22 protein-coding genes and 1 riboswitch are annotated in these 25,132 nt (G+C 52.5%); of the genes, 14 read left to right on the top strand and 8 right to left on the bottom strand.

Going from position 1 to position 25,132, the window contains the following annotated elements; all coding sequences use genetic code 11:
- The first annotated feature begins 273 nt into the window (after window positions 1–273).
- Genes leuA through leuD form a run of 4 tightly spaced genes read left to right on the top strand, consistent with a single transcriptional unit; the run spans window position 274 to window position 4,982 of the window.
- Window positions 274–1,872 carry a 2-isopropylmalate synthase gene (gene leuA / locus AB8809_RS03425; protein ID WP_015841738.1) on the top strand — a complete coding sequence of 533 codons (1,599 nt, stop codon included), beginning with the start codon at window positions 274–276 and terminating at the stop codon, window positions 1,870–1,872.
- Window positions 1,872–2,963, top strand: coding sequence for a 3-isopropylmalate dehydrogenase (gene leuB, locus AB8809_RS03420; RefSeq protein ID WP_180776786.1), 1,092 nt, complete (start codon window positions 1,872–1,874; stop codon window positions 2,961–2,963). The genes leuA and leuB overlap by 1 nt, the downstream gene beginning before the upstream one ends.
- A gap of 2 nt (window positions 2,964–2,965) precedes the next feature.
- A complete protein-coding gene (leuC, locus tag AB8809_RS03415; protein WP_015841740.1) occupies window positions 2,966–4,366 on the top strand; it encodes a 3-isopropylmalate dehydratase large subunit in 1,401 nt (466 codons plus the stop codon).
- Window positions 4,367–4,379: 13 nt separating this feature from the next.
- Window positions 4,380–4,982 carry a 3-isopropylmalate dehydratase small subunit gene (gene leuD, locus AB8809_RS03410; RefSeq protein ID WP_015841741.1) on the top strand — a complete coding sequence of 201 codons (603 nt, stop codon included), beginning with the start codon at window positions 4,380–4,382 and terminating at the stop codon, window positions 4,980–4,982.
- A gap of 68 nt (window positions 4,983–5,050) precedes the next feature.
- On the opposite strand, the gene AB8809_RS03405 is transcribed toward leuD, so the two are convergent.
- The 4 genes from AB8809_RS03405 to AB8809_RS03390 all read right to left on the bottom strand — a co-directional run bounded on the left by AB8809_RS03405 (window position 5,051) and on the right by AB8809_RS03390 (window position 8,888).
- Window positions 5,051–5,362: an AzlD domain-containing protein gene (locus AB8809_RS03405; protein WP_181829330.1), complete on the bottom strand. Its 312-nt coding sequence runs from the start codon at window positions 5,360–5,362 to the stop codon at window positions 5,051–5,053.
- Window positions 5,359–6,093: an AzlC family ABC transporter permease gene (locus AB8809_RS03400; RefSeq protein ID WP_182100544.1), complete on the bottom strand. Its 735-nt coding sequence runs from the start codon at window positions 6,091–6,093 to the stop codon at window positions 5,359–5,361. The genes AB8809_RS03405 and AB8809_RS03400 overlap by 4 nt, the downstream gene beginning before the upstream one ends.
- Window positions 6,094–6,219: 126 nt before the next feature.
- Complete coding sequence (locus tag AB8809_RS03395) at window positions 6,220–7,056, bottom strand: AraC family transcriptional regulator (protein ID WP_349854566.1); 837 nt, start codon at window positions 7,054–7,056, stop codon at window positions 6,220–6,222.
- Between the two features lie 212 nt (window positions 7,057–7,268).
- Window positions 7,269–8,888 (bottom strand): methyl-accepting chemotaxis protein, encoded by a 1,620-nt coding sequence (locus tag AB8809_RS03390; RefSeq protein WP_349854567.1) that lies wholly within the window; start codon window positions 8,886–8,888, stop codon window positions 7,269–7,271.
- A 566-nt stretch (window positions 8,889–9,454) separates the two neighbouring features.
- On the opposite strand from AB8809_RS03390, the gene AB8809_RS03385 reads away from it, so the two are divergent.
- Together AB8809_RS03385 and AB8809_RS03380 are read left to right on the top strand one after the other, a co-directional pair.
- Window positions 9,455–9,682, top strand: a complete 228-nt coding sequence (locus AB8809_RS03385) for a hypothetical protein (RefSeq protein WP_215483162.1) — start codon at window positions 9,455–9,457, stop codon at window positions 9,680–9,682.
- A gap of 28 nt (window positions 9,683–9,710) precedes the next feature.
- Window positions 9,711–10,271: an AlpA family transcriptional regulator gene (locus tag AB8809_RS03380; protein ID WP_182100541.1), complete on the top strand. Its 561-nt coding sequence runs from the start codon at window positions 9,711–9,713 to the stop codon at window positions 10,269–10,271.
- A gap of 184 nt (window positions 10,272–10,455) precedes the next feature.
- On the opposite strand, the gene sgrT is transcribed toward AB8809_RS03380, so the two are convergent.
- Window positions 10,456–10,620, bottom strand: coding sequence for a glucose uptake inhibitor SgrT (gene sgrT / locus AB8809_RS03375; RefSeq protein WP_015841746.1), 165 nt, complete (start codon window positions 10,618–10,620; stop codon window positions 10,456–10,458).
- 90 nt (window positions 10,621–10,710) lie between these two features.
- Here sgrT and sgrR point away from each other — a divergent pair, with 90 nt between their 5' ends.
- On the top strand, window positions 10,711–12,369 hold the full coding sequence (gene sgrR, locus AB8809_RS03370; RefSeq protein WP_349854568.1) for an HTH-type transcriptional regulator SgrR: 1,659 nt from the start codon (window positions 10,711–10,713) through the stop codon (window positions 12,367–12,369).
- Between the two features lie 49 nt (window positions 12,370–12,418).
- On the opposite strand, the gene AB8809_RS03365 is transcribed toward sgrR, so the two are convergent.
- Window positions 12,419–13,348 carry an aromatic alcohol reductase gene (locus AB8809_RS03365; protein WP_349854569.1) on the bottom strand — a complete coding sequence of 310 codons (930 nt, stop codon included), beginning with the start codon at window positions 13,346–13,348 and terminating at the stop codon, window positions 12,419–12,421.
- A gap of 285 nt (window positions 13,349–13,633) precedes the next feature.
- Between AB8809_RS03365 and AB8809_RS03360 the strand changes: the two genes are divergently transcribed.
- From AB8809_RS03360 to thiQ, 4 genes are all read left to right on the top strand, one after another.
- Window positions 13,634–14,539, top strand: coding sequence for a LysR family transcriptional regulator (locus tag AB8809_RS03360; protein ID WP_180776776.1), 906 nt, complete (start codon window positions 13,634–13,636; stop codon window positions 14,537–14,539).
- A 129-nt stretch (window positions 14,540–14,668) separates the two neighbouring features.
- A riboswitch (TPP riboswitch) is annotated at window positions 14,669–14,766 on the top strand.
- An 80-nt stretch (window positions 14,767–14,846) separates the two neighbouring features.
- Complete coding sequence (gene thiB / locus AB8809_RS03355; RefSeq protein WP_349854763.1) at window positions 14,847–15,830, top strand: thiamine ABC transporter substrate binding subunit; 984 nt, start codon at window positions 14,847–14,849, stop codon at window positions 15,828–15,830.
- Window positions 15,806–17,413, top strand: coding sequence for a thiamine/thiamine pyrophosphate ABC transporter permease ThiP (gene thiP / locus AB8809_RS03350; protein WP_342411613.1), 1,608 nt, complete (start codon window positions 15,806–15,808; stop codon window positions 17,411–17,413). Before thiB ends, thiP begins: the two co-directional genes overlap by 25 nt.
- On the top strand, window positions 17,400–18,110 hold the full coding sequence (gene thiQ / locus AB8809_RS03345; RefSeq protein ID WP_332409892.1) for a thiamine ABC transporter ATP-binding protein ThiQ: 711 nt from the start codon (window positions 17,400–17,402) through the stop codon (window positions 18,108–18,110). The genes thiP and thiQ overlap by 14 nt, the downstream gene beginning before the upstream one ends.
- Window positions 18,111–18,114: 4 nt before the next feature.
- Here the strand turns inward: thiQ and AB8809_RS03340 are convergent, their stop codons facing one another.
- Entirely contained in the window at window positions 18,115–19,737 is a 1,623-nt protein-coding gene (locus AB8809_RS03340) for a family 43 glycosylhydrolase (protein ID WP_194431106.1), read from the bottom strand.
- A 531-nt stretch (window positions 19,738–20,268) separates the two neighbouring features.
- Between AB8809_RS03340 and ilvB the strand changes: the two genes are divergently transcribed.
- Both ilvB and ilvN read left to right on the top strand, forming a co-directional pair.
- Entirely contained in the window at window positions 20,269–21,933 is a 1,665-nt protein-coding gene (gene ilvB / locus AB8809_RS03335; protein ID WP_349854570.1) for an acetolactate synthase large subunit, read from the top strand.
- A 5-nt stretch (window positions 21,934–21,938) separates the two neighbouring features.
- Complete coding sequence (gene ilvN, locus AB8809_RS03330) at window positions 21,939–22,250, top strand: acetolactate synthase small subunit (RefSeq protein WP_015841756.1); 312 nt, start codon at window positions 21,939–21,941, stop codon at window positions 22,248–22,250.
- Window positions 22,251–22,285: 35 nt separating this feature from the next.
- Here the strand turns inward: ilvN and AB8809_RS03325 are convergent, their stop codons facing one another.
- Window positions 22,286–23,056, bottom strand: a complete 771-nt coding sequence (locus tag AB8809_RS03325; RefSeq protein WP_181829341.1) for a DedA family protein — start codon at window positions 23,054–23,056, stop codon at window positions 22,286–22,288.
- Window positions 23,057–23,484: 428 nt separating this feature from the next.
- Between AB8809_RS03325 and AB8809_RS03320 the strand changes: the two genes are divergently transcribed.
- Complete coding sequence (locus AB8809_RS03320) at window positions 23,485–25,065, top strand: sensor domain-containing diguanylate cyclase (RefSeq protein WP_015841758.1); 1,581 nt, start codon at window positions 23,485–23,487, stop codon at window positions 25,063–25,065.
- The last annotated feature ends 67 nt before the right edge of the window (window positions 25,066–25,132 follow it).

Here is a 25,132-nt window from a genome sequence, read left to right as displayed (position 1 = left end):
CTTGACGCACATCACACCAATCAAAAGTTGACATATCCCTGATAATCGCGTACCAATAAAGCAACACTGAATTTTAGATGATGAGACACTATGTTCAACTTTACTGTCCTACTAGGCCTACTACTAAACGCATCCTTCTTGCGCGGTAGGTTTGTGGGCAGAGTTCAGAACTAAGTTTCTCGCCACACGATACAAAAAACCCGCGCTAATGCGCGGGTTTTTTTTTACTCGCCGAGCGCCAAGTACAAGTAGACACGACAAGGAACTAAACCGATGAGCGAGCAAGTCATTATTTTTGATACCACATTACGCGATGGTGAACAGGCTTTACAGGCGAGTTTGAGTGTAAAAGAAAAACTGCAAATTGCCTTCGCTCTGGAGCGTATGGGCGTTGATGTCATGGAAGTTGGCTTTCCTGTGTCCTCTCCCGGCGATTTTGAATCCGTTCAGACCATTGCCCGCAATATCAAAAACAGTCGTGTGTGTGGCCTGACCCGCTGCGTCGAAAAGGATATCGATGTTGCCGCAGAAGCGCTGCGTGTCGCAGAAGCCTTCCGTATTCACACTTTTATCGCAACCTCACCGATGCACATCGCCACTAAGCTGCGCAGCACGCTGGACGAAGTCATCGAACGCGCTATCTACATGATTAAGCGCGCGCGTAACTACACAGACGATGTCGAGTTCTCCTGTGAAGATGCGGGTCGTACGCCAATCCCAGACCTGTGTCGCGTGGTTGAGGCCGCCATCAACGCTGGTGCTCGTACCATTAATATCCCGGACACCGTCGGCTACACCATGCCGCATGAGTTCGGCAACATCATCTCCTCTTTGTACCAACACGTTCCTAATATCGATAAAGCCATTATTTCTGTTCACACCCATGACGATCTGGGTTTGGCCGTCGGCAACGCCATGGCGGCAGTGCACGCAGGCGCTCGTCAGGTAGAAGGCACATTGAACGGTATCGGCGAGCGTGCTGGTAACTGTTCACTGGAAGAAGTCATCATGGCGATCAAAACCCGCCATAACATCCTGAATGTGCATACCAATATCAATCATCAGGAAATCTACCGCACCAGCCAGTTGGTCAGCCAGATTTGTAATATGCCTATCCCTGCTAACAAAGCGGTTGTGGGTGCCAATGCCTTCGCCCACTCTTCCGGTATTCACCAGGATGGCGTGCTGAAGAACCGTGAAAACTACGAAATCATGACGCCGGAATCCATCGGCCTGAAAGAAGTACAGTTGAACCTGACTTCCCGTTCTGGTCGTGCTGCGGTGAAACACCGTATGGAAGAGATGGGCTATCAGGATAGCGATTACAATCTGGACGATCTGTACTCCGCCTTCCTGAAACTGGCAGATAAGAAAGGTCAGGTCTTTGATTACGATCTGGAGGCGCTGGCCTTTATCAATCGTCAGCAGGAAGAGCCAGAGTTCTACCATCTGGATTATTTCAGCGTCCAGTCTGGTTCCAGCGTAATGGCAACCGCTTCTGTCAAACTGATCTGCGGCGAAGAAACCCAATCAGAAGCTGCAACGGGGAATGGCCCGGTAGATGCCGTCTATCAGGCAATCAACCGCATTACGGGCTATCAGGTTTCGCTGGTTAAATACCAACTGACCGCCAAAGGCCAGGGTCGTGATGCGCTGGGTCAGGTTGATATCGTTGCGGATTATCAGGGCCGCCGTTTCCACGGCGTCGGTCTGGCGACGGATATCGTTGAATCTTCCGCACAGGCAATGGTAAATGTATTAAACAACATCAAGCGTGCTCAGCAGGTAGAAAAAGAAATTCAACGTCTGCAGCAGCACAATAACCAACAACAAAACGATAGCAAACAACAAAACAGTCAGGAAACAGTGTGATGACAAAGAGCTACCATATCGCCGTTTTACCCGGAGACGGCATTGGCCCGGAAGTAATGGCACAGGCGCACAAAGTACTGGATGCAGTACGCCAGCGTTTTGGCATCCGCATTACCACCAGCGAATATGACGTTGGCGGTATCGCCATTGACCGTCAGGGCACGCCGCTGCCGCAAGCGACCGTCGCGGGCTGCGAGCAGGCCGATGCGATTCTGTTCGGCTCCGTGGGCGGCCCGAAATGGGAACATTTGCCACCGGCAGAGCAACCTGAGCGCGGTGCACTGTTGCCTCTGCGTAAACATTTCAAACTGTTCAGCAACCTGCGTCCTGCTCGTCTGTATCAGGGGCTGGAAGCATTTTGTCCGCTGCGCAGCGACATCGCCGCGAAAGGCTTTGATATTCTGTGCGTCCGCGAACTGACGGGTGGCATCTACTTCGGTCAGCCAAAAGGACGTGAAGGTAGCGGCCAGTATGAACGCGCTTTCGATACCGAGGTGTATCACCGTTTCGAGATTGAGCGCATCGCGCATATCGCGTTTGAATCCGCGCGTAAACGTCGCGGTATCGTGACCTCTATCGATAAAGCCAACGTGCTGCAAAGCTCTATTCTGTGGCGCGAGATCGTGAATGAAGTTGCCAAAGCCTATCCAGATGTGAAGCTGTCCCATCTGTATATCGATAACGCGACAATGCAGTTAATCAAAGATCCGTCTCAGTTTGACGTGATGCTGTGTTCTAACCTGTTCGGAGACATTCTGTCCGACGAGTGCGCCATGATTACCGGTTCAATGGGTATGCTGCCTTCCGCAAGCCTGAACGAACAAGGCTTCGGTTTGTACGAGCCTGCTGGCGGTTCCGCGCCGGATATCGCCGGTAAAGACATTGCTAACCCGATTGCACAGATTCTGTCGCTGTCGCTGCTGCTGCGCTACAGCTTGGGTGCGGATGATGCCGCAGACGCGATCGAAAAAGCGGTCAATACCGCACTGGCTGAAGGCTATCGTACCGCCGATCTGGCAAGTACCAGCAACGCGATCGGTACCAATGAGATGGGCGACGTGATTGCGCGTTTTGTGGCGCAAGGGGCATAACCATGGGTAAGACGTTATATCAAAAGTTGTTTGAAGCGCACGTGGTTCATGAAGCGCCAAACGAAACGCCGCTGCTGTATATCGACAGACATCTGGTACACGAAGTAACTTCCCCGCAGGCTTTCGACGGCCTGCGCGCGATGGGCCGCAAGGTTCGTCAACCGGGAAAAACCTTCGCGACCATGGACCACAACGTGTCCACGCAAACCAAAGACATCAACGCCAGCGGCGAGATGGCCCGCATCCAGATGCAGGAGCTGATCAAAAACTGTGCGGAATTCGGCGTTCAGCTGTATGACCTGAACCACCCGTATCAGGGTATCGTTCACGTTATTGGGCCTGAGCAAGGAATGACGCTGCCAGGCATGACCATCGTTTGTGGTGACTCTCACACGGCAACGCACGGCGCATTTGGTTCACTGGCCTTCGGTATTGGTACGTCGGAAGTGGAACATGTGCTGGCGACGCAAACCCTGAAGCAGGGTCGCGCCAAAACCATGAAGATTGAAGTCACCGGTGATGCCCCACACGGCATCACCGCAAAAGACATCGTGCTGGCGATCATCGGTAAAACCGGTAGCGCTGGCGGTACCGGTCATGTCGTTGAATTCTGTGGCAAAGCCATCCGTGCGCTGAGCATGGAAGGCCGTATGACACTGTGCAACATGGCGATTGAAATGGGCGCGAAAGCTGGACTGGTCGCGCCGGACGAGACGACCTTCAACTACCTGAAAGGCCGTCAGTTTGCGCCGAAGGACGCCAACTGGGATGCCGCCGTTGCGTACTGGAACACGCTGAAATCGGATGATGATGCGCAGTTCGATACGGTTGTCACGCTGGACGCTGCTCAGATCGCGCCACAGGTCACCTGGGGCACCAATCCTGGTCAGGTTATCGCCGTTAATCAGGAAATCCCTAATCCTGACTCTTTCAGCGATCCGGTAGAGCGCGCCTCTGCTGCCAAAGCGCTGGCGTATATGGATCTGCAACCCGGTATTAAATTGACCGACGTGAAGATCGATAAAGTCTTTATTGGCTCCTGCACCAACTCGCGTATTGAAGATTTGCGCGCCGCGGCAGAAATCGCCAAAGGGCGCAAAGTTGCCGCGGGCGTTCAGGCTATCGTCGTACCCGGTTCCGGCCCGGTAAAAACCATGGCGGAGCTGGAAGGGCTGGATAAAGTGTTCATCGAAGCGGGCTTTGAGTGGCGCTTACCGGGCTGTTCCATGTGTCTGGCGATGAACAATGACCGTCTGAACCCCGGCGAGCGTTGCGCATCAACCAGCAACCGTAACTTTGAAGGCCGTCAGGGGCGCGCTGGCCGCACCCATCTGGTCAGCCCGGCGATGGCTGCGGCTGCAGCGGTAACGGGTCGCTTTGCCGACGTCCGCGAGTTGAATTAAGAGAGAAACCGACATGGCTAAATTTACTCAACACACTGGTCTGGTGGTTCCTCTGGATGCCGCTAACGTCGATACCGACGCCATCATTCCCAAGCAGTTTCTGCAAAAGGTGACGCGTACCGGTTTCGGCCAACATCTGTTTCACGACTGGCGTTTTCTGGACGATGCAGGTCAACAGCCTAACCCTGAGTTTGTGCTGAACAAACCGCATTACAAAGGGGCGAGCATCCTGCTGGCGCGGGAAAACTTCGGCTGCGGCTCTTCCCGTGAGCACGCGCCGTGGGCGCTGACCGATTACGGCTTCAAAGTCGTCATCGCGCCAAGCTTCGCCGATATCTTCTATGGCAACTCGTTTAACAACCAGCTGCTGCCGGTGAAACTGAGCGACGAGGAAGTGGACGAGCTGTTCAAGCTAGTTGACGGGCAGGAAGGCATTAACTTTATCGTCGATCTCGAAAATCAGGTTGTTCAGGCGGGCAGCAAAAGCTACCCGTTTGAAATTGACAGCTTCCGCCGTCACTGCATGATCAACGGATTAGACAGCATCGGCCTGACGCTGCAACACGAAGCGTCTATCACCGAGTATGAAAAGAATCAGCCTGCATTTTTGAACTGATTCAAGATTACAGATAGCCCGAAGCCCGCACTGTATTGCGGGCTTTTTCTTTTGGCAGAATGAGCTGATTACAACAGCGCGGCAATCATATAAAAAGCCAGCATGCTCAAAAGCACCGCGACCACAATATTTCTGATAAAAAAGGAAATCACGACACTCACAATAGCACCGAGAAAATACGGATTATCGGGAAATGCGCGAATCACTCCGTGATCCATTAAAATAATCGGGCCGCAAATCGCAGTGAGTAAGCAAGGCGCGGAATACTTTAATGCACGGTGGAGTAAAACCGGGATTTTTACCGGCACAGCGGGTTCGAGAAAGATATAGCGATTAAAAAACACGATCGCCGCCAGAACGAATATCAATAACCAACTCATTTTTCTTCCTTAAGCACTGACGCGATGAACACAGAAAAAAACATGCCGCCGACGCCAGCAATAGCGATGGCACCTTCTATCTTGAAATAGGTTAATAGCATCGACAATAGTAGAGAAAACAGGACACCAGAGAAGGTACTGATCTTCTTTATCATCGGTACGACAATGGTTATAAACGTAGCAACGATAGAATAATCAAGATGATACTTATCCAAATCGGGCACAGATGACGCCATCACCACGCCAAGAATGCTGAAGATATTCCAAAATATATAAAAGGTGAAACCCGCACCGATTAAATAGCTGGTACTAACGTTGTTCTTCCTGTCTTTCTTTTCACTGAGTGCAAAAAGCTCATCCGATAATAAAAACCCGATAGGAAGCCGTTTTCTTAATTTCAGCGTTGAAACGTATTCACGCAACGTCAGGCCATATATCAGGTGCTGGGCAGTAATAAAAAAAACGGAGATTAATAGCGTCGCGACATTCGCCCCGGACATCAGGAGCCCTAACGAGACGAGCTGTGCCGCCCCCGCGAAAATAATCGCAGACATTCCGATACTTTGCCCGACAGATAATCCCGATTGGATAGCCATAGAACCAGCCAGAATGCCCCAGGGCACCACGGATAAACAGAGCGGAAGCATCTCAACCACGCCGGTCATAAAGTGCTTCCACGGGCTAATTGTATCTTTTGATGCAGACGATGAACGGGCTACGGTATTTTCCATATAACAGTGCACTACCATAAATAAATCGATAGTGAAAAATTAACAAAACGTTTTTTAAGAGTATTGGATAAAGTTGCTTGCCGTTAAGGGTGGGATTTTATATTCAAAATAGGAAGTGGGTACTATCTACAAGTTACCTTTAGCAAACTCACCCGGTGTCAGCCCCAGCGAGTTTTTGAAATGGCGATGAAAGTGGCTTTGATCGGTAAAGCCGCATCGAACGGAAACATCGAGGATCGCATCGCCTTTACGCAACAATGCCTTCGCCTTGCGCAGCCGTGCCTGAATCAAATAAGCATGAGGCGTAATCCCCACCACCGCTTTAAACTGTCGTAAGAAATGCCACACGCTGAGCTCAGCCAGCGCGGCCAATTCAACGAGAGCCAGCTCTCTCTCGGGATAGCTGTCCATAAAGGCTTTAACGTTCAGTATATTTTGGGTCGCAACGGGCAACATCTGTGGCGTCAGACGCGTCTTGCTATAGCGCATCGTCAGCCAGGTTAATGACGACAACAATAGCGTCTCTTTCAATAACATATTGCCCGGCTGAGCAAGCATATTGAACGTCATGAGCAACTGCTCAGACAGTCCAGGATCGTGAACCACGGCGTCGGGGAACCACGGAATGGAATCCTTTGCGCGTTGCAGATCCTGATTAATTGAACGAAAAAGGTCGGGATGCGGATAAATAGCGCGATAGGCCCAGCCGGTTTCTACCTCCGCACTCCCCGTGTGTACATCGTCCGCGTTAACCAGAATGATGTCGCCTTTGGGAGCGACGTGTTCTGCACCAGAACGATAGAAACGCTGAGCGCCCTGCTCAATCACACTGATGCAATAGGTATCATGAACGTGACGAGGAAAGCGTTGCTGGTAATACTGTGCCTGCAGCATATCCAGCCCGCCGAGCGTCTCCAGGTGTCTGAAGTGCGTCTGCTCTTGCACTACCGGCTTTTTATGCACGCGTTAACCCTCTTATCGTTTGTACAAAATTGCTCTGGCAGAGAAGGGGAAGCTTTATCTGCCAGAAACAGCGCACCTGTTCACTGATTCTATCAGAAGCGGATTCATATCCCATGCTGGAAAAAACAGCGAAAAAAAGCCAGCGACAACGTCGCTGGCCACGAGATGATGATGTTTGTCTTTTTACCACCCTGGCTTTTTTACCAACGGGACTACATCAGATGGAACCGGGATACCCCAAGATTCAAGCGCTCGGCCTGCTGCTCCAGCGAGGAGGCCGACGAGGACGCTTCAAGCACCAGCGTCGCATTCTGCTGTGTGACGCGATCCATTTCTGATATCGCTAACGACACCTGATTGATACCACTGCTTTGTTCATCAGAAGCCAGTGCGATCTCATTGATAATGCGGGTGACGTTATTAATTTCAGAGACAATCTCGGCCATCGCTTTACCCGCTTCGGATGCCAATGTCGTCCCCTCTGTCACTCTGGTTTCGGATTCTTTAATCAGTGCGGCAATTTCCGTTGCGGCGTTAGCCGAGCGCTGCGCCAGATTACGCACTTCTCCTGCAACTACCGCGAAACCTTTGCCCTGCTCGCCCGCTCTGGCGGCTTCAACCGCCGCATTCAGCGCCAGAATATTGGTCTGGAATGCAATCCCGTTAATGAGCGCGATAATCTCGGAAATTTTGTCTGAGCTTTTGGCGATATCGGCCATCGATCCCACAACCTGTTCAACAATATTGCCACCGTTCACCGCTTTGGCTGACGTCTCCGTCGCGACCTCGCTGGCATGGTGCGCATTATCCGTATTCTGCTTCACTGCCGCCGTAAGCTGCTCCATGCTGGCTGCCGTTTCCGCCAGCGCTGCGGCCTGCTGTTCTGTTCGTGCAGACAAATCTGTATTACCGACGGCAATTTTCGTCGAACTGCTGTGAATCGACTCTGCGCTGTCGCGTACCGAGCCAACCGTCTCGGAGAGCGAATCCTGCATTTGCTGGATATTGTCCCCCAGAATACCGATTTCATTTCTTCCCACATCCACACTCGTGCGCGTTAAGTCTCCGTGCGCAATAGCCTGTATGCGCGATACCCAATACTGCACTGGGTTAATAATGACTCGGCGAATTAATAAGAATGTCATACCCGTCAACACGATGGCTAAAATAAAGGCACCCGTCATGAGCGTATATCCCTGCGTGGAATGCCTTTCAGCTGTCACGTTAATATTTTTTGCCATTTCAACCCGATAAAGATAAGACGCTTTCAACGGCACATCGTAGTCATCATCCAATTTAGACATCACCGTTGACTCAAACGCATTGAGCTCTTCAACATTGCCCTTCTTTGCGATGTCAAACATGGGTTTGATTCCGCGCTCAACATAATCGCTATAACGCGCTTTTAATTCATTATCACGAGCGAGTTCAACATCAGAACGAGCCGATCTATTTTGATACCCATTAAACATTTGCTGAGACAACGACAGGCGTTCTTCTGCGGCTTTCATACTGGCGTTATAGTTAGCAGTAAGGCCATTGCGTAAATGATTCACGGCATGCAGCAAATTCATACGCGCCGCACGCATATGATTCGCACTATCCACCAACTCCATACGCACATTCAATTCCAGCGTAGAGTCATTTAGCGACAGTTCAGCCTGCTTAAGAAAATACGATGATGTGGAAATTGCCAAGGCAAAGAGTAGCAAAACACCAGAAAAAACAACGACAAAAAGTGGCGTCAATTTGATGTTATGCAATCCAGAAGCGGAATGCTGGGGTTCTGGTTTTTCGTAAATCGCTATTGACTGGTAAGGGACGTCGCTCATTTTTACATCCATCGGGTTATTCAAAATAATTGCTGTGAAGTAAATTGCAGGCAAGCAAAGAAAAATAAAACGCCGCCACATGTTACATAATATTTAAAGGTTGTGACAATCTGCGTTAAATACAAGAGAAAAAACAGTCGCCTATAAAAAATAATTTACCTATAAGATCGCCATCACGAAAAATGTCATTTAAACGACAATCCTTTCAATTAATAACTATTCAAAAAGCAAACTATCACATAGTGTTAGTGAATTATCTTAACCATTATTCTTACGTTACTCTCTATTATAGAAACACATTCATAGAATTGTTTAATTTTAATGACAATAGCTTTAAGCCTAACATTCAATATTGGGTATTAAACGTTACATTAGTAATATCTGAATACGCTTCTCTGGGATGTATTCCTCCCCTCCTCTCTTCCTTTCAACCTGCTTTTGCGAAGCCGCACGTAGGCTGACCACGCCATTCAATGGTCAGCGAAATAAGCGGGTATATTTCATTTTTGACCATCATCAATGTTGACATCTGTCAACACATGAACATACCATGACCTTATATCGCGATGAAAAAACACCCAAACAAGCATATTCAGGCAGCCATTGAATACGCATTAGCGCAGGGCTGGCGTTTTTATCCCAGCAACGGGCATGCATTTGGCAGGCTTATCTGCGGCACGCCGGACCACAGCACTCATATGATGAGCATTTGGTCCACGCCATCAGTCCCGGAAAATCATGCAAAGCAGATCCGCCGCAACGTCGATAACTGCCTGACAATACTGAAACAATAGAAGATATATACGGCTTACCGAGGAATTTATGACAACGTATCACTTTTCTCTCACGCTAACGGGCGTTTCCGCAGATACGGCTGGGCTGGAAGATGCGCTTTTTGCCAGCGGCTGCGACGACGCTTTGATCTGCTTCTATGGCAGCGCCGTCTATCTCGAATTTGATCGAGAAAGCCCTCGTTTTTCTACCGCGGTCATCAGTGCTATTCATGATATCGAGTCAGCAGGCATCCAGGCCAGAGTCCACTCCGTTGATGCAGTCTGGGTTGGGATCAGTGATATCGCAGCCTTGTCTACGATGTCGCGTCAGGCGATTGCGCTTCTCAAAGATGGAAAACGTGGCGCAGGCGATTTCCCCTCTCCAGTCCAACGTTTAGGCGGTACATCACCGCTGTGGGAGTGGAGCGATGTCGCAGACTGGCTGGCCAAACAAAAAAAAATCCCACAAGCATTAGCCGACAACGCTCGGGAGCTTGCCACGATTAATCTGGCATTACAGATACGAAATGCCCGCCAGCAGGATGAATTGGCACGCTATTGTGCACTGCTCAGCGAAGGCAAGCCATTACGTGAACAAATCATTACGTGAACAGCGCCGCTGATGCCACTTCGTCACGCAAGCTATCCGCAATAGCCAAAAATGACGCAACGCTCCGTAATAGGGTGGCAGGTAAACGCCATAAAAAAAGCCAGCGAGAAAACTCGCTGGCTGGTGAAACATCACCATTACTCAGAATACATTGTTTTACTCAGAATAAATTGTTTCGCACCACCTAGAGCCAATGACGGTACTCTTCATCAGACATTTCGTTCAGGTGCCACTGCGTTGCCTGCTGCAATAATGCAACGCGCTGTTGGGTAGACATCCATCGCAACCACTTTGCCTTACAGGTCGATAAGTAGGTTTGATAGAACCGGTACAAACGGGAAATCGCCATAAGCCACCTCCTCTCTTTCCTTGTTGGAAAGTATCGACGTAATATAGGGAAAGATAAATTGATGACTTTAGTGCAGGGAGTTCCTCTTTTATGTCTTCCCCTCGATTGCAACAACAGTTCATCCGCCTGTGGCAACACTTTCAGGGACAAACCACCGACACCACGCTGCAAGAGCTAACCGGGGTGCTGAACTGTTCCCGACGTCATATCCGCTCATTGTTGAACGCGATGCAGCAAGAAGGCTGGCTCGTCTGGCAGGCAGAAGCTGGCAGGGGGAAGCGCTCTCAACTGTCATTTGTTTATACCGGATTAGCACTACAGCAGCAGCGCGCTGAAGATCTGCTGGAACAGGACCGCATTGAGCAACTGGTGCAATTGGTTGGTGATAAAGAAGCGATACGCCAGATGTTACTTGCTCACCTCGGACGGAGCTTCCGGCAGGGAAAGCATATTCTGCGTATTCTCTATTACCGCCCATTACGCAATCTGCAGCCCGGATCGGCGCTGCGGCGTTCTGAAATGCACATCGCACGGCAAATTTTCAGCGGTCTTACCAAGATAAATGAGGAAAATGGGGAAGTTGAACCCGACCTGGCTCATCACTGGCAGAGGGTCTCCTCCCTACACTGGCGCTTCTATCTGCGCCCGGCTATCCGTTTTCATCACGGACGAGAGCTCACGATGGATGACATCACCACGTCACTCTCTCGTCTTATTCCGCTCCCGCTCTTTTCTCATATTGAAAGCGTCACCTCGCCAATACCCTTCGTGATTGATATCCGGTTAAACAGCCCGGATAACTGGCTACCGTGGTTATTAGGCAGCGTGCACGCCATGATTTTGCCGCAAGAGTGGCAAACGCTACCCGATTTTGCCCAGCACCCAATTGGCACTGGCCCTTATGCCGTGGTACGCAATAATAGTAATCAATTGAAAATTCGCGCCTTCGATGACTATTTTGGCTATCGGGCGCTGATTGATGAGGTCAATATCTGGGTTCTTCCCGACGAACCGGAGGAAATGCCAGTATCTATCCAACTCCAGTCTGACAATTCTCGTCACGAACAGTTAGAAAGCCGGATGGAAGAAGGCGGCTATTTCCTGCTGTTCGACAAGCGTTCGCCGTTAGCATCACGACCGGAAGCTCAGCGATGGCTCAGGCAGATATTTAACCCCATTTCGCTACTCAACCACGCCAATACCAGCAACCAGCGTGACTGGTCGCCCGCCTACAGCCTGCTGCCGCGCTGGCACCATCACCATCCCGATGTACCGCAATCCATTCCTAAAGGGCTGACAGAAGTCACGCTCACGTTCTATCAGGCACATCCTGAATACCGGATATTAAGTGAGATTATGCGCACGCTGCTGGCACAGCACGGCGTCACGTTGCATATTCAGACGGTCAGCTACGAAGACTGGTATCAGGGCAATGCCGACAGCGATATCTGGTTTGGTAGCCTGAATTGTTACCTGCCGATCGAATTTTCCCTGTTCGCGATGCTCTACGAACTCCCGCTGGCCCAGCACTGTCTGGATGACAATCTGCATGCAGATGCACAGCAGTGGCGTAACCAGACGCTGCCGATGGCGGAGTGGTGTGAAAAACTGATCGCCAGCGGTCAACTGCACCCTCTGCTGCACCATTGGCTGCAACTTCAGGGGCAACGTAGTATGCGCGGCGTCCGGATGAATATGCTGGGCTGGTTTGATTTCAAATCTGCCTGGTTCGCGCCGCCGGAACGCTGACGGTATCTGAAAAGTGCGGAGCAAAGAGAATTGCACCGCACCCTTCTGCCTATTTTTGCAGTTGCATCCGTAAGAAATGCTCGACGTCGACCGTCTCGTAGCCATTACGTTGATTGAACGTACCGGATTTGTCCCACCACATCCCCTCACCCAAAGCGAACGCTGCACGGTAGCGCGTCATGACGTCATCTGGAGCAGTCTTCAGGTCTGCGCGCAATTTGTCCAGCGTCCATACGGTCTTCTCAAACACCCTTCCCGTGACATGTTCAACAACATCAGCAAGCTGCCCGTATGAAATCGTGTCGCCAGCCACATAAACCACCTCATTAACCAGGCGTGGTTCAGCCAGCAAGATTTCCGTCGTGAGCCAGCCAATGTCTTCGGGGATTGTCACGGTCACTTTGGTATCCCAACTTCCCAGACCGTGAAGGGTTCCGCGTTCCAGATCCACCACATCAAAGGCGGGTTCAAACAGGAAACTCGTGAACATGCCCGTCGAGACAATCACCCATTCGGTACGTTGCTGGCCACGCAGCAACTGCCTCACGTCGTACTGCTCATCAAAAACCGGATGCCCGCTGTTTCGACCAACGACGTCATAGTCAACGCCAAACTGCCAGGGGAAATAGCGCGCTACGTTGGCAGCCAACACCGCTCTGGTTATTTTCATCTGAGTGCCAGGCCCCGCAACGAATCCCGAGCAGTTCACTATCGTCTTATAATTCCCGAAAAGCCCCGTCAGGGTATGTTCATCCGAGGCCAGATCGAACCCCATCACGTCAACCCCCAGAGCACGGAGTTCGGCCAGTGTTGCCCTATTCTGCTCCGACGGATCGTTAATGGTGCCCGGTGAAACCAGTGCCGTGACCGACAATGGCAGGGCACGTGCACGCGGCGCGAGAGCACGCAATACCGCCATACCGAGCTGCCCTGCACCAAGCACAAGAATATCTTTCAACGCGGATCCGCTATCATTCATTACTTAACTCCTTCATAATTTCAAATTATCACTATCATAGGGAGTCGTATGCATTCCCCTATACATTCAGCGCGCTAACATGCCTCTGGACTGCCTACGCTTGTCACTGTAAGGAAATCCAGAGTTCGGGGGTTATGTTATACAAGAATGCGGATATGATAAGATTCGGCCACACCACTTCATAATTTGAAAAAATCAAACTATAAAGCGTTTTGGTCGCTGACACAGAAGATACGCCGTATACACGGTCAGCAACGTTTCATCGCAAAATGGAGACATCATCGTATGGATCGGTTTCAGGCCATGGAAATATTCATTCGTGTGGTCGATGCGGGTAGTTTCAAAAAAGCGGCGGAAACCCTGCATGTTCTGCCATCCACCGTCACCCGTAGCATTAAGGAACTCGAATCACATCTGGGTGCCCGGTTACTCAACCGAACGACGCGAGCACTCAGCATTACGGATGTTGGACTGCGCTATTACGACAGTTGCAAAGCGATATTGCATGATGTGCACGCGGCTGAAAGCGTAACGGCACAGCAAAAAGGGGAGCTGAATGGAACCATCAGAATCGGGGCGCCGCCCTCTCTGGTCAAAAACTTCCTCATTCCGGCACTGCCCGACTTTTGTGAACGTTATCCTGGGATAACGCTGGACTTCCATCTGGGTGATGCCACTGTGGATATTGTCCAGCATGGTATCGATTGTGTCATCAGAACCGGAGAACCGCCGCTATCTCGACTGGTCGCACGACGCCTCGGCGCGTTCCATTGGTATATCTGCGCCTCCCCACGCTATCTTGAACAGCATGGACATCCCGCAACATTGGATTCGCTCAAAGCGCACACCGCCGTGGGGTATATCCACAGCCGAACAGGCCGCTCAACTCGCTGGGGGTTTCATGATGAAGCGCACACCGTAGCGATGCCGCTCGCAGGACAGATCAGCGTAAATGACACGGATGCCTACGTCGCCGCTGGCGTAGCGGGTTTGGGGCTAATACGGATTGCCAGCTATATGGTGCGCCAACCGCTTGCTGATGGGCATCTTGTCAGACTGTTTCCTGATATCGGGGCACCGCTCGAACCTATTTTCATCCTCTACCCGCAAAGCCGCCACCTCTCGCCAGCTATTCGCGCCTTTATCGACTGGTGTACTGCGCGAATCGAGCAAGAGTCGGCGCAATGGTGAATATCCACGATCAGGACAACAGAGGCTACACAACGGTCTCTGGGGGAGCGTTTGATTTTAAATCCGCCTGATTCGCGCCACCGGAACGCCGAGAGCCTTTCGCTGCTCGGCTTAACCCTTTACAATGTGCCGTTCTCAACGGGGTGCGGAAGATTTTTTCGCTGAGAAGATACCCGTCGAACCTGATCCGGTTAATACCGGCGAAGGGATTTGAGAGTGCTGCTCATTGCTGCCTCAAAGTCCTTTGCCACCCTATGATTCTCAGGAGTGCAAAGTGTTAAATCAATTACTACAGCGTTCAGCCACCGTGCTGAAAATCAGCCTGCCTTACCTGTTACTGCTCTCTGCTTCGGCATTCGCCAAGCCTGCGCTAACCGTTTATACCTATGACTCATTCGCTTCCGAATGGGGTCCAGGGCCTGTCATCAAAACCGCCTTTGAGAAAGAGTGCGAGTGCGAACTGAATTTCGTCGCGCTGGAAGATGGTGCCTCACTGCTGAACCGGCTGCGTATGGAAGGTAAAAACAGCAAAGCGGACATCATTCTGGGGCTGGACAACAACCTGTTGCAGGCAGCGGAGCAAACCGGCCTGTTTGCTCCGCACAATCTGGACACCAGCGCCGTTACGGTGCCGGGCGGCTGGAGCAATAAGACTTTCGTCCCTTACGATTATGGCTATTTCGCCTTTGTGTATAACAAAGACACGCTGAAGAATCCGCCGAAAAGCCTGCATGAATTGGTGGATAGCAACGCGCCGTGGAAAGTGATCTATCAGGATCCACGTACCAGCACACCGGGTCTGGGTCTGCTGCTGTGGATGCAGAAAGTGTACGGCGATGAGGCGCCGCAAGCCTGGCAGAAACTGGCGAAGAAAACCGTTACCGTCACCAAAGGCTGGAGCGAAGCCTATGGCCTGTTCCTGAAAGGGGAAGCCGATCTGGTGCTGAGCTATACCACGTCACCGGCCTACCACATCATTGAAGAGAAGAAAGACAACTACGCAGCCGCGACTTTCAGCGAAGGGCACTATCTGCAAATTGAAATCGCCGGGCAGCTGGCTTCCAGCAAAAATCCCGAACTGGCAAAACGTTTTATGCAGTTCATCCTGAGCCCAACCTTCCAGCAGGCAATCCCCACTACGAACTGGATGTACCCAGCCGTTAAAACTGACCTGCCTGCGGGCTTCGCCACGCTCACGGTGCCGGAAAAAGCCATGCAGTTCAGCGCACAAGAAGTCGCTGACCAAAGGACGCAGTGGATTCAGGCATGGCAACGCGCCGTCAGCCACTAATCGGCGGACGTCTGTGGCCGGGGCTACTGGCCACAACGCTGTTAATTTCCGTTGCCGCACTGGCTTTCGGTGCACTCTGGTTACAGGCACCCGACAGCCAGTGGCGCACGCTATGGCATGACAGCTATCTCTGGCATGTTATTCGGTTCACCTTCTGGCAAGCCTTTCTCTCTGCGCTGTTTTCTACCGTTCCGGCCATTTTTCTCGCCAGAGCGCTGTATCGACGGCGTTTTCCCGGCCACCGTTGGCTACTGCGCCTGTGCGCGATGACGCTGGTGCTGCCCGTGCTGGTTGCCGTTTTTGGCCTGCTCAGCGTATATGGACGTCAGGGCTGGCTAGCCTCTGTACTGAGCGGGTTTGGCCTGAAATACACGTTTTCACCCTATGGGTTGCAGGGCATCCTGCTGGCGCATGTGTTCTTCAATCTGCCGCTGGCAACCCGATTGCTGTTGCAGTCGCTGGAGGGTATTGCTACCGAGCAACGCCAACTGGCTGCAAATCTGGGCATGAACAGCTGGCAACATTTCCGCCTGCTGGAATGGCCTGCCCTGCGCCGACAAATTTTACCGACCGGCGCACTGATTTTTATGCTCTGCTTTGCCAGCTTTGCGACGGTTCTGTCACTGGGCGGCGGCCCGCAGGCGACCACGATTGAACTGGCTATCTATCAGGCACTAAGCTTTGATTACGATCCGGGTCGCGCGGCGCTGCTGGCGTTAATTCAGATGGTTTGCTGTCTCGGTTTGGTGCTGCTAAGTCAGCGGCTGGGGCGTATTCTGCCCGTCGGCAGCACACAGCAGCTCACTTGGCGCAACCCGCAGGATAGCGCTTTAAGCCGTCTCACCGATGGCCTGCTGATTGGCGCGCTGTTGCTGCTGGTCGTTCCTCCCTTGCTGGCCGTGGTGGTTGATGGCGTGAACCGCTCGCTGGTTACCGTGCTGCAACAGCCCGTGCTCTGGCAAACGCTGTTTACCTCGCTGCGTATCGCTCTGGGCGCAGGGCTCCTGTGTCTGGTGCTGACCATGATGCTGCTTTGGAGCAGCCGCGAACTCAAGTTACGCCAGAAGCCACTCTACGGGCAGTTGATGAATCTGAGCGGGATGCTCATCCTCGCCATGCCCGGTATTGTGCTGGCAACCGGCTTTTTCCTGCTGCTGAATAACAGCATTGGCTTGCCGCAATCCCCCTACGCGCTGGTGGTGTTCACCAACGCACTGATGGCAATTCCGTATGCGATCAAAGTGCTGGAAAACCCGATGCTGGACGTTGCAGAGCGCTACAACCGACTCTGCGCATCACTGGATATTCGCGGCTGGCAGCGGCTGAAGCTGATCGAGCTGGCTGCACTGAAGCAGCCGTTAGCACAAGCATTAGCCTTTGCCTGCGTGCTGTCGCTCGGTGATTTCGGCGTCATCGCGCTGTTTGGCAATGAGCAGTTCCGCACGCTGCCGTTCTATCTGTACCAGCAAATTGGTTCCTATCGCAGCGCCGACGGTGCAGTCACAGCACTGCTGTTGATGCTGCTGTGCTTCATGTTATTTACCCTGATTGAGAAACTGGCGGGCCGTCATGATCGCGCTTGAGAAATTAACCTACTTCTATCAGCACTTGCCCATGCGTTTTGATTTTCACGTCAAACCGGGCGAACGCATCGCCATCCTTGGCCCCAGCGGCGCAGGGAAAAGTACGCTGCTGAATCTGATTGCCGGTTTCCTGATGGCTGACAGCGGCGAATTACGGCTTAACGGTGAACCTCACCGCGAGACGCCTCCCGCTAAACGGCCAGTTTCGATTCTGTTTCAGGAAAATAACCTGTTTCCACACCTAACGATTGGGCAAAACATCGCGCTGGGATTGCACCCCGGCCTGCGGCTCAGTGCCGCACAGCGTGAAACGCTACGACAGATCGCCGATCGGGTCGGTCTGGCGGATCTTCTGGATCGTCTACCGTCGCAGGTTTCCGGCGGGCAGCGCCAGCGCGCGGCACTGGCACGCTGCTTGGTGCGCCACCAGCCTATTCTGCTGCTGGATGAGCCGTTCTCAGCGCTCGATCCGGCGCTGCGTCAGGAGATGCTCGATCTGGTTGAGAGCGAGTGTCAGGAGCGTGAGTTCACGCTGTTGATGGTGTCTCACAATCTGGATGATGCCATGCGGATCGCAAAGCGTACGGTGCTGATCGTGGACGGACAGATTTATTATGATGGGCCGACCCAGGCGCTACAGGATGGCAGCGCCGATGCGGCTGCCATCCTGGGAATTTCACGCCCGTCTTTGGATTGAAGCGTTAAGGCAACGCCTGATAACGCAGGTTGCTGAACGTCACGTCTCCCTCACCCGACGCATACAAGGCGGGCCGTAAGCTGAGGAAGTCATACGCGACATTGTGATGGTAGCCGGATACTTCCATCTGCACCGGGTATTTCTTCCACGGTTCCTGATCCGACGTTCGGGTGTAAAACGTCACGATATGGCGATCGTTTCTCATCAGAATCTGCACCTCATTGCCTGTAATGTGCGGCAGTTTCTTCTCCGCCCTTTCCAGCCCATAGCGGTGCATGACAGTACCATCCTGATTAAACGACAGCCCGACATACAGCTTCGCGTTGTAGAACAGCAGTAGGCCAGCCTGCGCGCCAGGGGCGAAATTCGCCGTAACCTCAATTTGGTAAGCCTGATCGCCGGGGATCATCGTCAACGGCGCACTGTCTTTTGGCGATGTGCCTTTTGCCTTAAGATGCAGTTTGCCGTCGCTGAGCGTAACCCGTTTCAGTTCTTCCGCATTGGCGCGGTAAAAATGCCAGCGAGCCGGAAATTTCTCGTCGGTAAAGCTATCAGACCAGCCAATACCGTGCGGCACCGCTTCGCCCCCTGCCGGTTTGCGAATCGGTTTACCGGTATCAAACCCGGCAGACGTAAACCAGCCATCATTGCCCCAGACGATCGGCTCCAACATCGCCTGCCGCCCCAGCGTCATAAAGCCGTTTTCATAACCGTGATACACCATGTACCAGTTTTTATCCGGCCCTTCGATCAGCGTCGCATGGCCGCGTGACCACCACTTTTCTGAACGATCCTGCGTGCGAATAATCGGGTTATGCGGGGAATTTTCCCAGGGCCCGTTGATCGATTTGGAACGCGCAGCAATCACCATGTGTCCGGTCGGCGGCCCCGCCGTTCCACCTTCCGCTAGCACCATGTAGAAATAGTCGCCGTGGCGCAGCATCTTCGGCCCTTCCTGCGAGAAGCTTTCCACATCCCACTCTTCCGGGTATTGCCACCCCTGATAGACCACCTCCATGTCGCCGACCGTCGACAGCCCGTCATCGGTTAACTGCACGCGATTGCCGCCAGACATAAAGATGTAACGTTTACCGTCCTCTCCCACCACATGACCGGGATCGCTGGCCGGATTTTTCAAGCCCGTATCCTTCGGCGGCGTCCACGGGCCGCGAATATCATCGGCGGTAATCACATACAGCGTTTTCTTTTTCGTTCCTTTGGCGTCGATAATCCGGTTGGTGGTGAAGTAGATATAATATTTGCCGTCGTGTTTCACCAAATCCGGTGCCCAGATCGCGTCAACGGGCGTCGCGATCGCCGGGCCAAGCGGCTGCCAGTTCACTAAATCGCGCGAGTGCCAAATCAGCAGTCCGGGGATATCGTCAAATGACGAGAACGTCATGTAGTAGTCATCCCCATCCTTGATAATCGTAGGGTCGGGATGATCGCCCGCAATAATCGGATTGAGATAACAGCCATTGCCCAAATCCGCCTGACGCTGCTGTTCAATCCCCCGTTTCCATTCGTTAGCAGGGCCAGCCTGACAGGCCATTGCCTGACCGATACCCATTGCCATCAGTAAGATACCGCTCAATACACCCTTCCCTACCAGCCGGGACACACCCATTTATCACCACCCACTATCCCAATGATTATTTTATAATTTATAACATTGAAACCCTGTTCCAATTGTGAAAACAGTCACGCTTCTCTGGTTCTGCGGCGAAAAATCAAGCGGTAATCACGGCGTAAAATTTTCAATATACTGTGACCAATTCGACATATTCAGTTTTTATACCTTGTAGGTATTGTGTCTTTTTATACTGCTGTGCTTATATGAATTGGTGATGGGCTGATGACACATTCGAATACAACGCCCAACCATCACTAACGCAAATAAACTCAACATAAGTAACTCAACATAAATAAATAGGATTCCCGTGACGCACTACTCTTCTTCCACTTCAGCACTACTAAGCACCGCGCATGTTGACGCGGTCGTCGTCGTGCGCGTGGCAGTCGTGGTCGTCGTCGGCAGCGCGCCGTAACGGGTTCCGAATCGAAGATTCTCAAACCCCGCCGGCGCCAGCCGAGCGGGGTTTCTTGTTTTTACCCTCCCCGCTCCGACACCGCACCGGCCCTGATGAAGGATGTAAGCATGCGTTATACAGGCGCTCAGTTAATTGTTCGGCTGCTCGAACAGCAGGGCATCACCACCGTAGCGGGCATTCCCGGCGGCGCGGCTCTGCCGTTATATGATGCTCTGGGTCAAAGTAAGACTATCCGTCACGTTCTGGCTCGCCACGAGCAAGGGGCGGGATTTATGGCACAAGGCATGGCGCGCGCCAGCGGTAGCGCCGCCGTTTGCATGGCATCCAGTGGCCCGGGGGCGACCAACCTGCTCACTGCCATCGCCGATGCCAAACTGGATTCGATCCCGCTGGTGTGTATCACTGGCCAGGTGCCTTCCAGCATGATCGGCACCGATGCGTTTCAGGAAGTTGACACGTATGGCATCTCCATTCCCATCACCAAACATAACTATCTGGTTCGCGACATCAGCGAACTGCCGCGCGTGATCCCAGAAGCGTTTCGCATCGCGCAGTCGGGTCGTCCCGGCCCGGTGTGGATCGATATTCCAAAAGACATTCAGAACGCAACCATTGAGCTGAGCGAACTGCCAGACGTCTTTCCTCTCGATACGCCGCCCACCATCGCGCAGCAGGAGATCGAGCGGGCTGCAGCCATGATTAACGCGGCTCAGCGTCCGGTTCTCTATCTGGGCGGTGGGATCATTAGCAGCGCCGCGCACGAACAAGCGGTTCAACTGGCGGAACGCTCCAGCCTGCCAACCACCATGACGCTGATGGCGCTGGGTGCCATGCCCGTCGATCATCCCCTGTCGCTCGGCATGCTGGGTATGCACGCCGCCCGATCAACCAATCTGATCTTGCAGCAGGCAGATTTGTTAATTGTGCTGGGTGCGCGTTTTGACGATCGTGCGATTGGTAAAGCAGAACAGTTTTGCCCGCAGGCCAGCATCATTCACATCGATATCGATCCCGCAGAGTTGGGCAAGATCCGTCAGCCACATGTGGCGATCAACGCGGATGTCGCGCAGGCGCTGGACCAGCTGCTGCCGCATATTACGCCGCAACAGCGTGACGTGTGGCGCGCCACCGTTAGCGGGCTGCAACAGGAATTTCCGTTCAGCATGCCAAATGCTGACGATCCTTTAAGTCACTATGGTCTGGTGCAGGCCACGGCGCGAGCGCTGACGGATGATGCGATCATCACCACTGATGTCGGCCAGCATCAGATGTGGGTGGCTCAATCTTATCCACTGCGTCGTCCGCGCCAATGGCTGACATCCGGCGGATTTGGCACGATGGGCTTTGGCCTGCCTGCGGCGATTGGCGCTGCGCTGGCCGAGCCGGAACGCACCGTGGTGTGCTTCTCGGGTGATGGCAGCCTGATGATGAACATTCAGGAAATGGCAACTGCGGCAGAAGAAGGGCTCAACGTAAAAATCGTCCTGATGAACAACCAGTCACTCGGTCTGGTTCACCAGCAGCAGGATATGTTTTTCCAGAAGCGCATCTTCGCTGCCGATTACCGTTACAGTACCAATTTCCTCGCGATTGCCGCAGGTTTCGGCTTTGCAACCTGCGATCTGAATGCAGCATCCGATCCGCAAGCCGCCCTGCAAGAAGCGCTCAATCAGTCGGGTCCCACGCTGATCCACGTACTGATTGACGCCAATGAGAAAGTTTTACCCATCGTGCCACCGGGCGCAGCGAACATCGATATGATCGGAGATTAATGACTATGTCAACTCAACTAACTTCGTCAACTCAACCAACTTCAAATCAGGTCACGCTAGAACTCTCTGTGCGCAACCATCCCGGCGTCATGTCACACGTTTGCGGCCTGTTTGCCCGCCGGGCATTTAACGTGGAAGGCATTCTGTGTATGCCGCTGGCCAACGGTGAAGAAAGCCGCATCTGGCTACTGGTCAAAGATGACCATCGACTACCACAGATGATCAGTCAGGTGGAAAAACTGGAGGACGTCCTTCAGGTACGTCGTCACGGTGAAGAAATGCGTATTTTCGAGCAGGTCGCCGAGTTTTACTGCTAGCTGGCGTGGCCGGGTCTGTCCCGGCCTGCCCCACCTCACCCGTTCAACACCTGCCATAGCAGATGACGATAAACCGGCATCAGCGGGTGCTGAATCAGCATGACCAGCGATACTACCGCCGCCACGGACACCACGGGTGCGACCCAGCGCAGACGTCTGAGCGGCAGCTTTCTGCTAAACCAGTCACGATGCTTACGCTTATCACTGCGCCACCAGCGCCAGTTTAGCCAACCTGCCACCCACACCACGACAGCGGTTATCAGCAGCAGCCACTTAAACCCTGCACTGTTCGTCCCGGCGGGAATATCAATCGCAACGCCAGCCAAAATACCGGGTAAGAAATAGGCCGGTGGCCACAGCAGGCAGCCGATGATATTCGGTACGGCAAATTTATAAGGCGGTAGCCCCAGCATCCCCGCCACCATCGGAATGAGCGGGCGCGTCGGGCCAACAAAGCGCCCGATCAGTATCGTCGGCATCGGGTGCTGATACAGCGCATATTCGGTTTTACTCAGTAACGACTGGTACTTTTTCAGGAAAGACCAGTTATGCAGAGGAGCTTTAAAGCGCATGCCAATAAAATAGGAAATCCAGTCCCCGAGCAGGCACCCGATAATCCCGGCCGCCCACGCCGGGTAAAGCCCCATCTGTCCGCTGCCGATCAGCGCCCCCAGCGTTGCCATCATCACCGTCCCCGGCAACAACAGCCCTACCAGAGCCAAAGATTCCAGAAAGGCAACCAGCATGACGGCGATCAGTGAATACGCTAACGATTGAGTAACCAGATGATCCAGCCACGCTTCCATAAAACCTACCCGTATTGAATAAAAACAAGGATTGTCTGGATCATAGCAGAAGCCGTCAACTCCTGATTTCGCCCCATCGCCGATTCGGGTTAATACAAAAATCGAGCACGCCGAATTGCCGTCTGGTTCCTTCTCTCAGGCAATGTGGTTCCTGTTTGCCCGCACAACACCCTGCAATATCAGGCTGAAAATATGTAGCGCGATTTATCTATCCTGCGTTGAAACGATTCCGGTTTTCAGGTACAGAAAACGTGTACTTTTTGATAAATATCAACTATTCCCGTCATAAAGACACAAGCAATATCATTTTTCAATTCAAGCCGTTAGCACCACTTCAGTAATACAGTTTTCTGTTCAATTCTTTTGCACCAGCAGGCGCCAACACTTATGATAGCGGTCATTTTTTGCCACTGTGCCACACTGCCACTATGTTTTTTAAACTCCTCAACCATTTCGGATTACGACGTCTTATCCTACTCTTGGCAGTGGCGAGCGCTGTGGTAACACTGGCAAACAGTTTTTATGCCAGTTATCGCGTCCAACGAGAGCTGCTGATTGATAACACGCTGGAAGCCAACCGTGTTTACGCCACCAAACTCGCAGCCATGACCCATTCCTTCTTTAAGGAATCTCAACAGCAGTTAGCCTACAGCGCCAATATCGTCGCCACTCAGATGGATGATAAGGTCAGCCTGCTTAAAGAAGCAGACCGCCTGCGACTACAGACCAGCAATTTCAACTCGGTCGTTATCGCAGATGAAAAAGGCATCGTCAGAGCCACGTCACCCGATACGTTCCAGTTAATCGGAAGAAGCCTGACCACAGACGGCGCACTTGAAGCCTTGAGAGAAAAACAGCCTCTTATCAGCCAGCCCTATGTATCTGCAGCCAACAATCTAATCGTGTTGATATCGTCGCCGATCTTCACCCGAGATGGGCGCTACAAAGGGTTTATTGGTGGATCGATCTATCTTAAACAGCCCAGCGTTCTTAATGCGCTATTAGACAAACACTACTACCGCGACGGTTCTTATATTTATGTCACCGATAAGAACAAAAGAATGCTGTACCACCGCGATATGGAACGGATTGGTAAAACAGAGACCAACAATCTACAGATCGACGCACAACATGAGCATAACGGTAGCCAGCACATGCTGAACTATCTGGGTGAGAAGATGTTAGCGGGCTATGCCGTTGAGTCTACCTCACAGTGGCAGATCGTGGCGCTCCGTCCAACCGACATTACGCTGAAACCGTTAGATGGCCTGATGCTGAACGTGCTGCGCCACACGCTTCCACTCGCGCTGTTAACCATATTCTGCGTCTGGCTGCTTGCGCGTCTCATCGCCCAACCGCTGTGGCTGCTGGCACGCAGCGCCAACAAGATGGATGCGACGGATGTCTCCGACGACATCAGAAATATCCACTCCTGGTATTTCGAGGCTTCGCAGCTCAAGCAGGCCATGCTGCTGGGTATCGATCTACTCCAGCGCAAAATCGGTAAGTTACGTTCTGAGGCGCACTCAGATCCCATGACCGATCTGCTCAACCGCCGTGGGTTGGACAGCGTCCTCCGCTACTGGCAAATGGGGCAGAAAAGCTTTGCCGTCATCGCTCTGGATATCGATCGCTTCAAACGAATCAATGACACCTACGGTCATGATATCGGCGACAACGTCATTCGCTATCTTTCACAGCTTATTCGCACCAGCTCACGCGATTCCGACATTCTGTGCCGCAGCGGCGGTGAAGAATTTTTGATCCTGCTGCCGGAAACCAGCCTCGATGTCGCACTCAGCATTGCTGAACGGCTACGGCTGCGCATGGAGGAGTCAACCATTCCTGTCGTGGGCAATATCACCATCTCATTAGGCGTTGCTCTGTGGGAACCGGGTGCCAACGATACGTCGATCGAGCGTACCTTCAAGCTGGCGGATGAGGCCCTGTATCAAGCCAAGCAGGAAGGCCGCAACCGCGTGGTGTCTGCCTCCGGCAACGAGCAGTAATCTAAATTCCTCTTCTCTTATAAACGGTGATGTCGCTGGACATCACCTGTATAAATAACCATACTTA

The organism is Pectobacterium aroidearum, from assembly GCF_041228105.1.
GTDB classification, from domain to species: domain Bacteria; phylum Pseudomonadota; class Gammaproteobacteria; order Enterobacterales; family Enterobacteriaceae; genus Pectobacterium; species Pectobacterium aroidearum.
The sequence above is the reverse complement of the archived record's forward strand: the minus strand, read 5'-3'. Positions and strand labels throughout refer to the sequence as shown.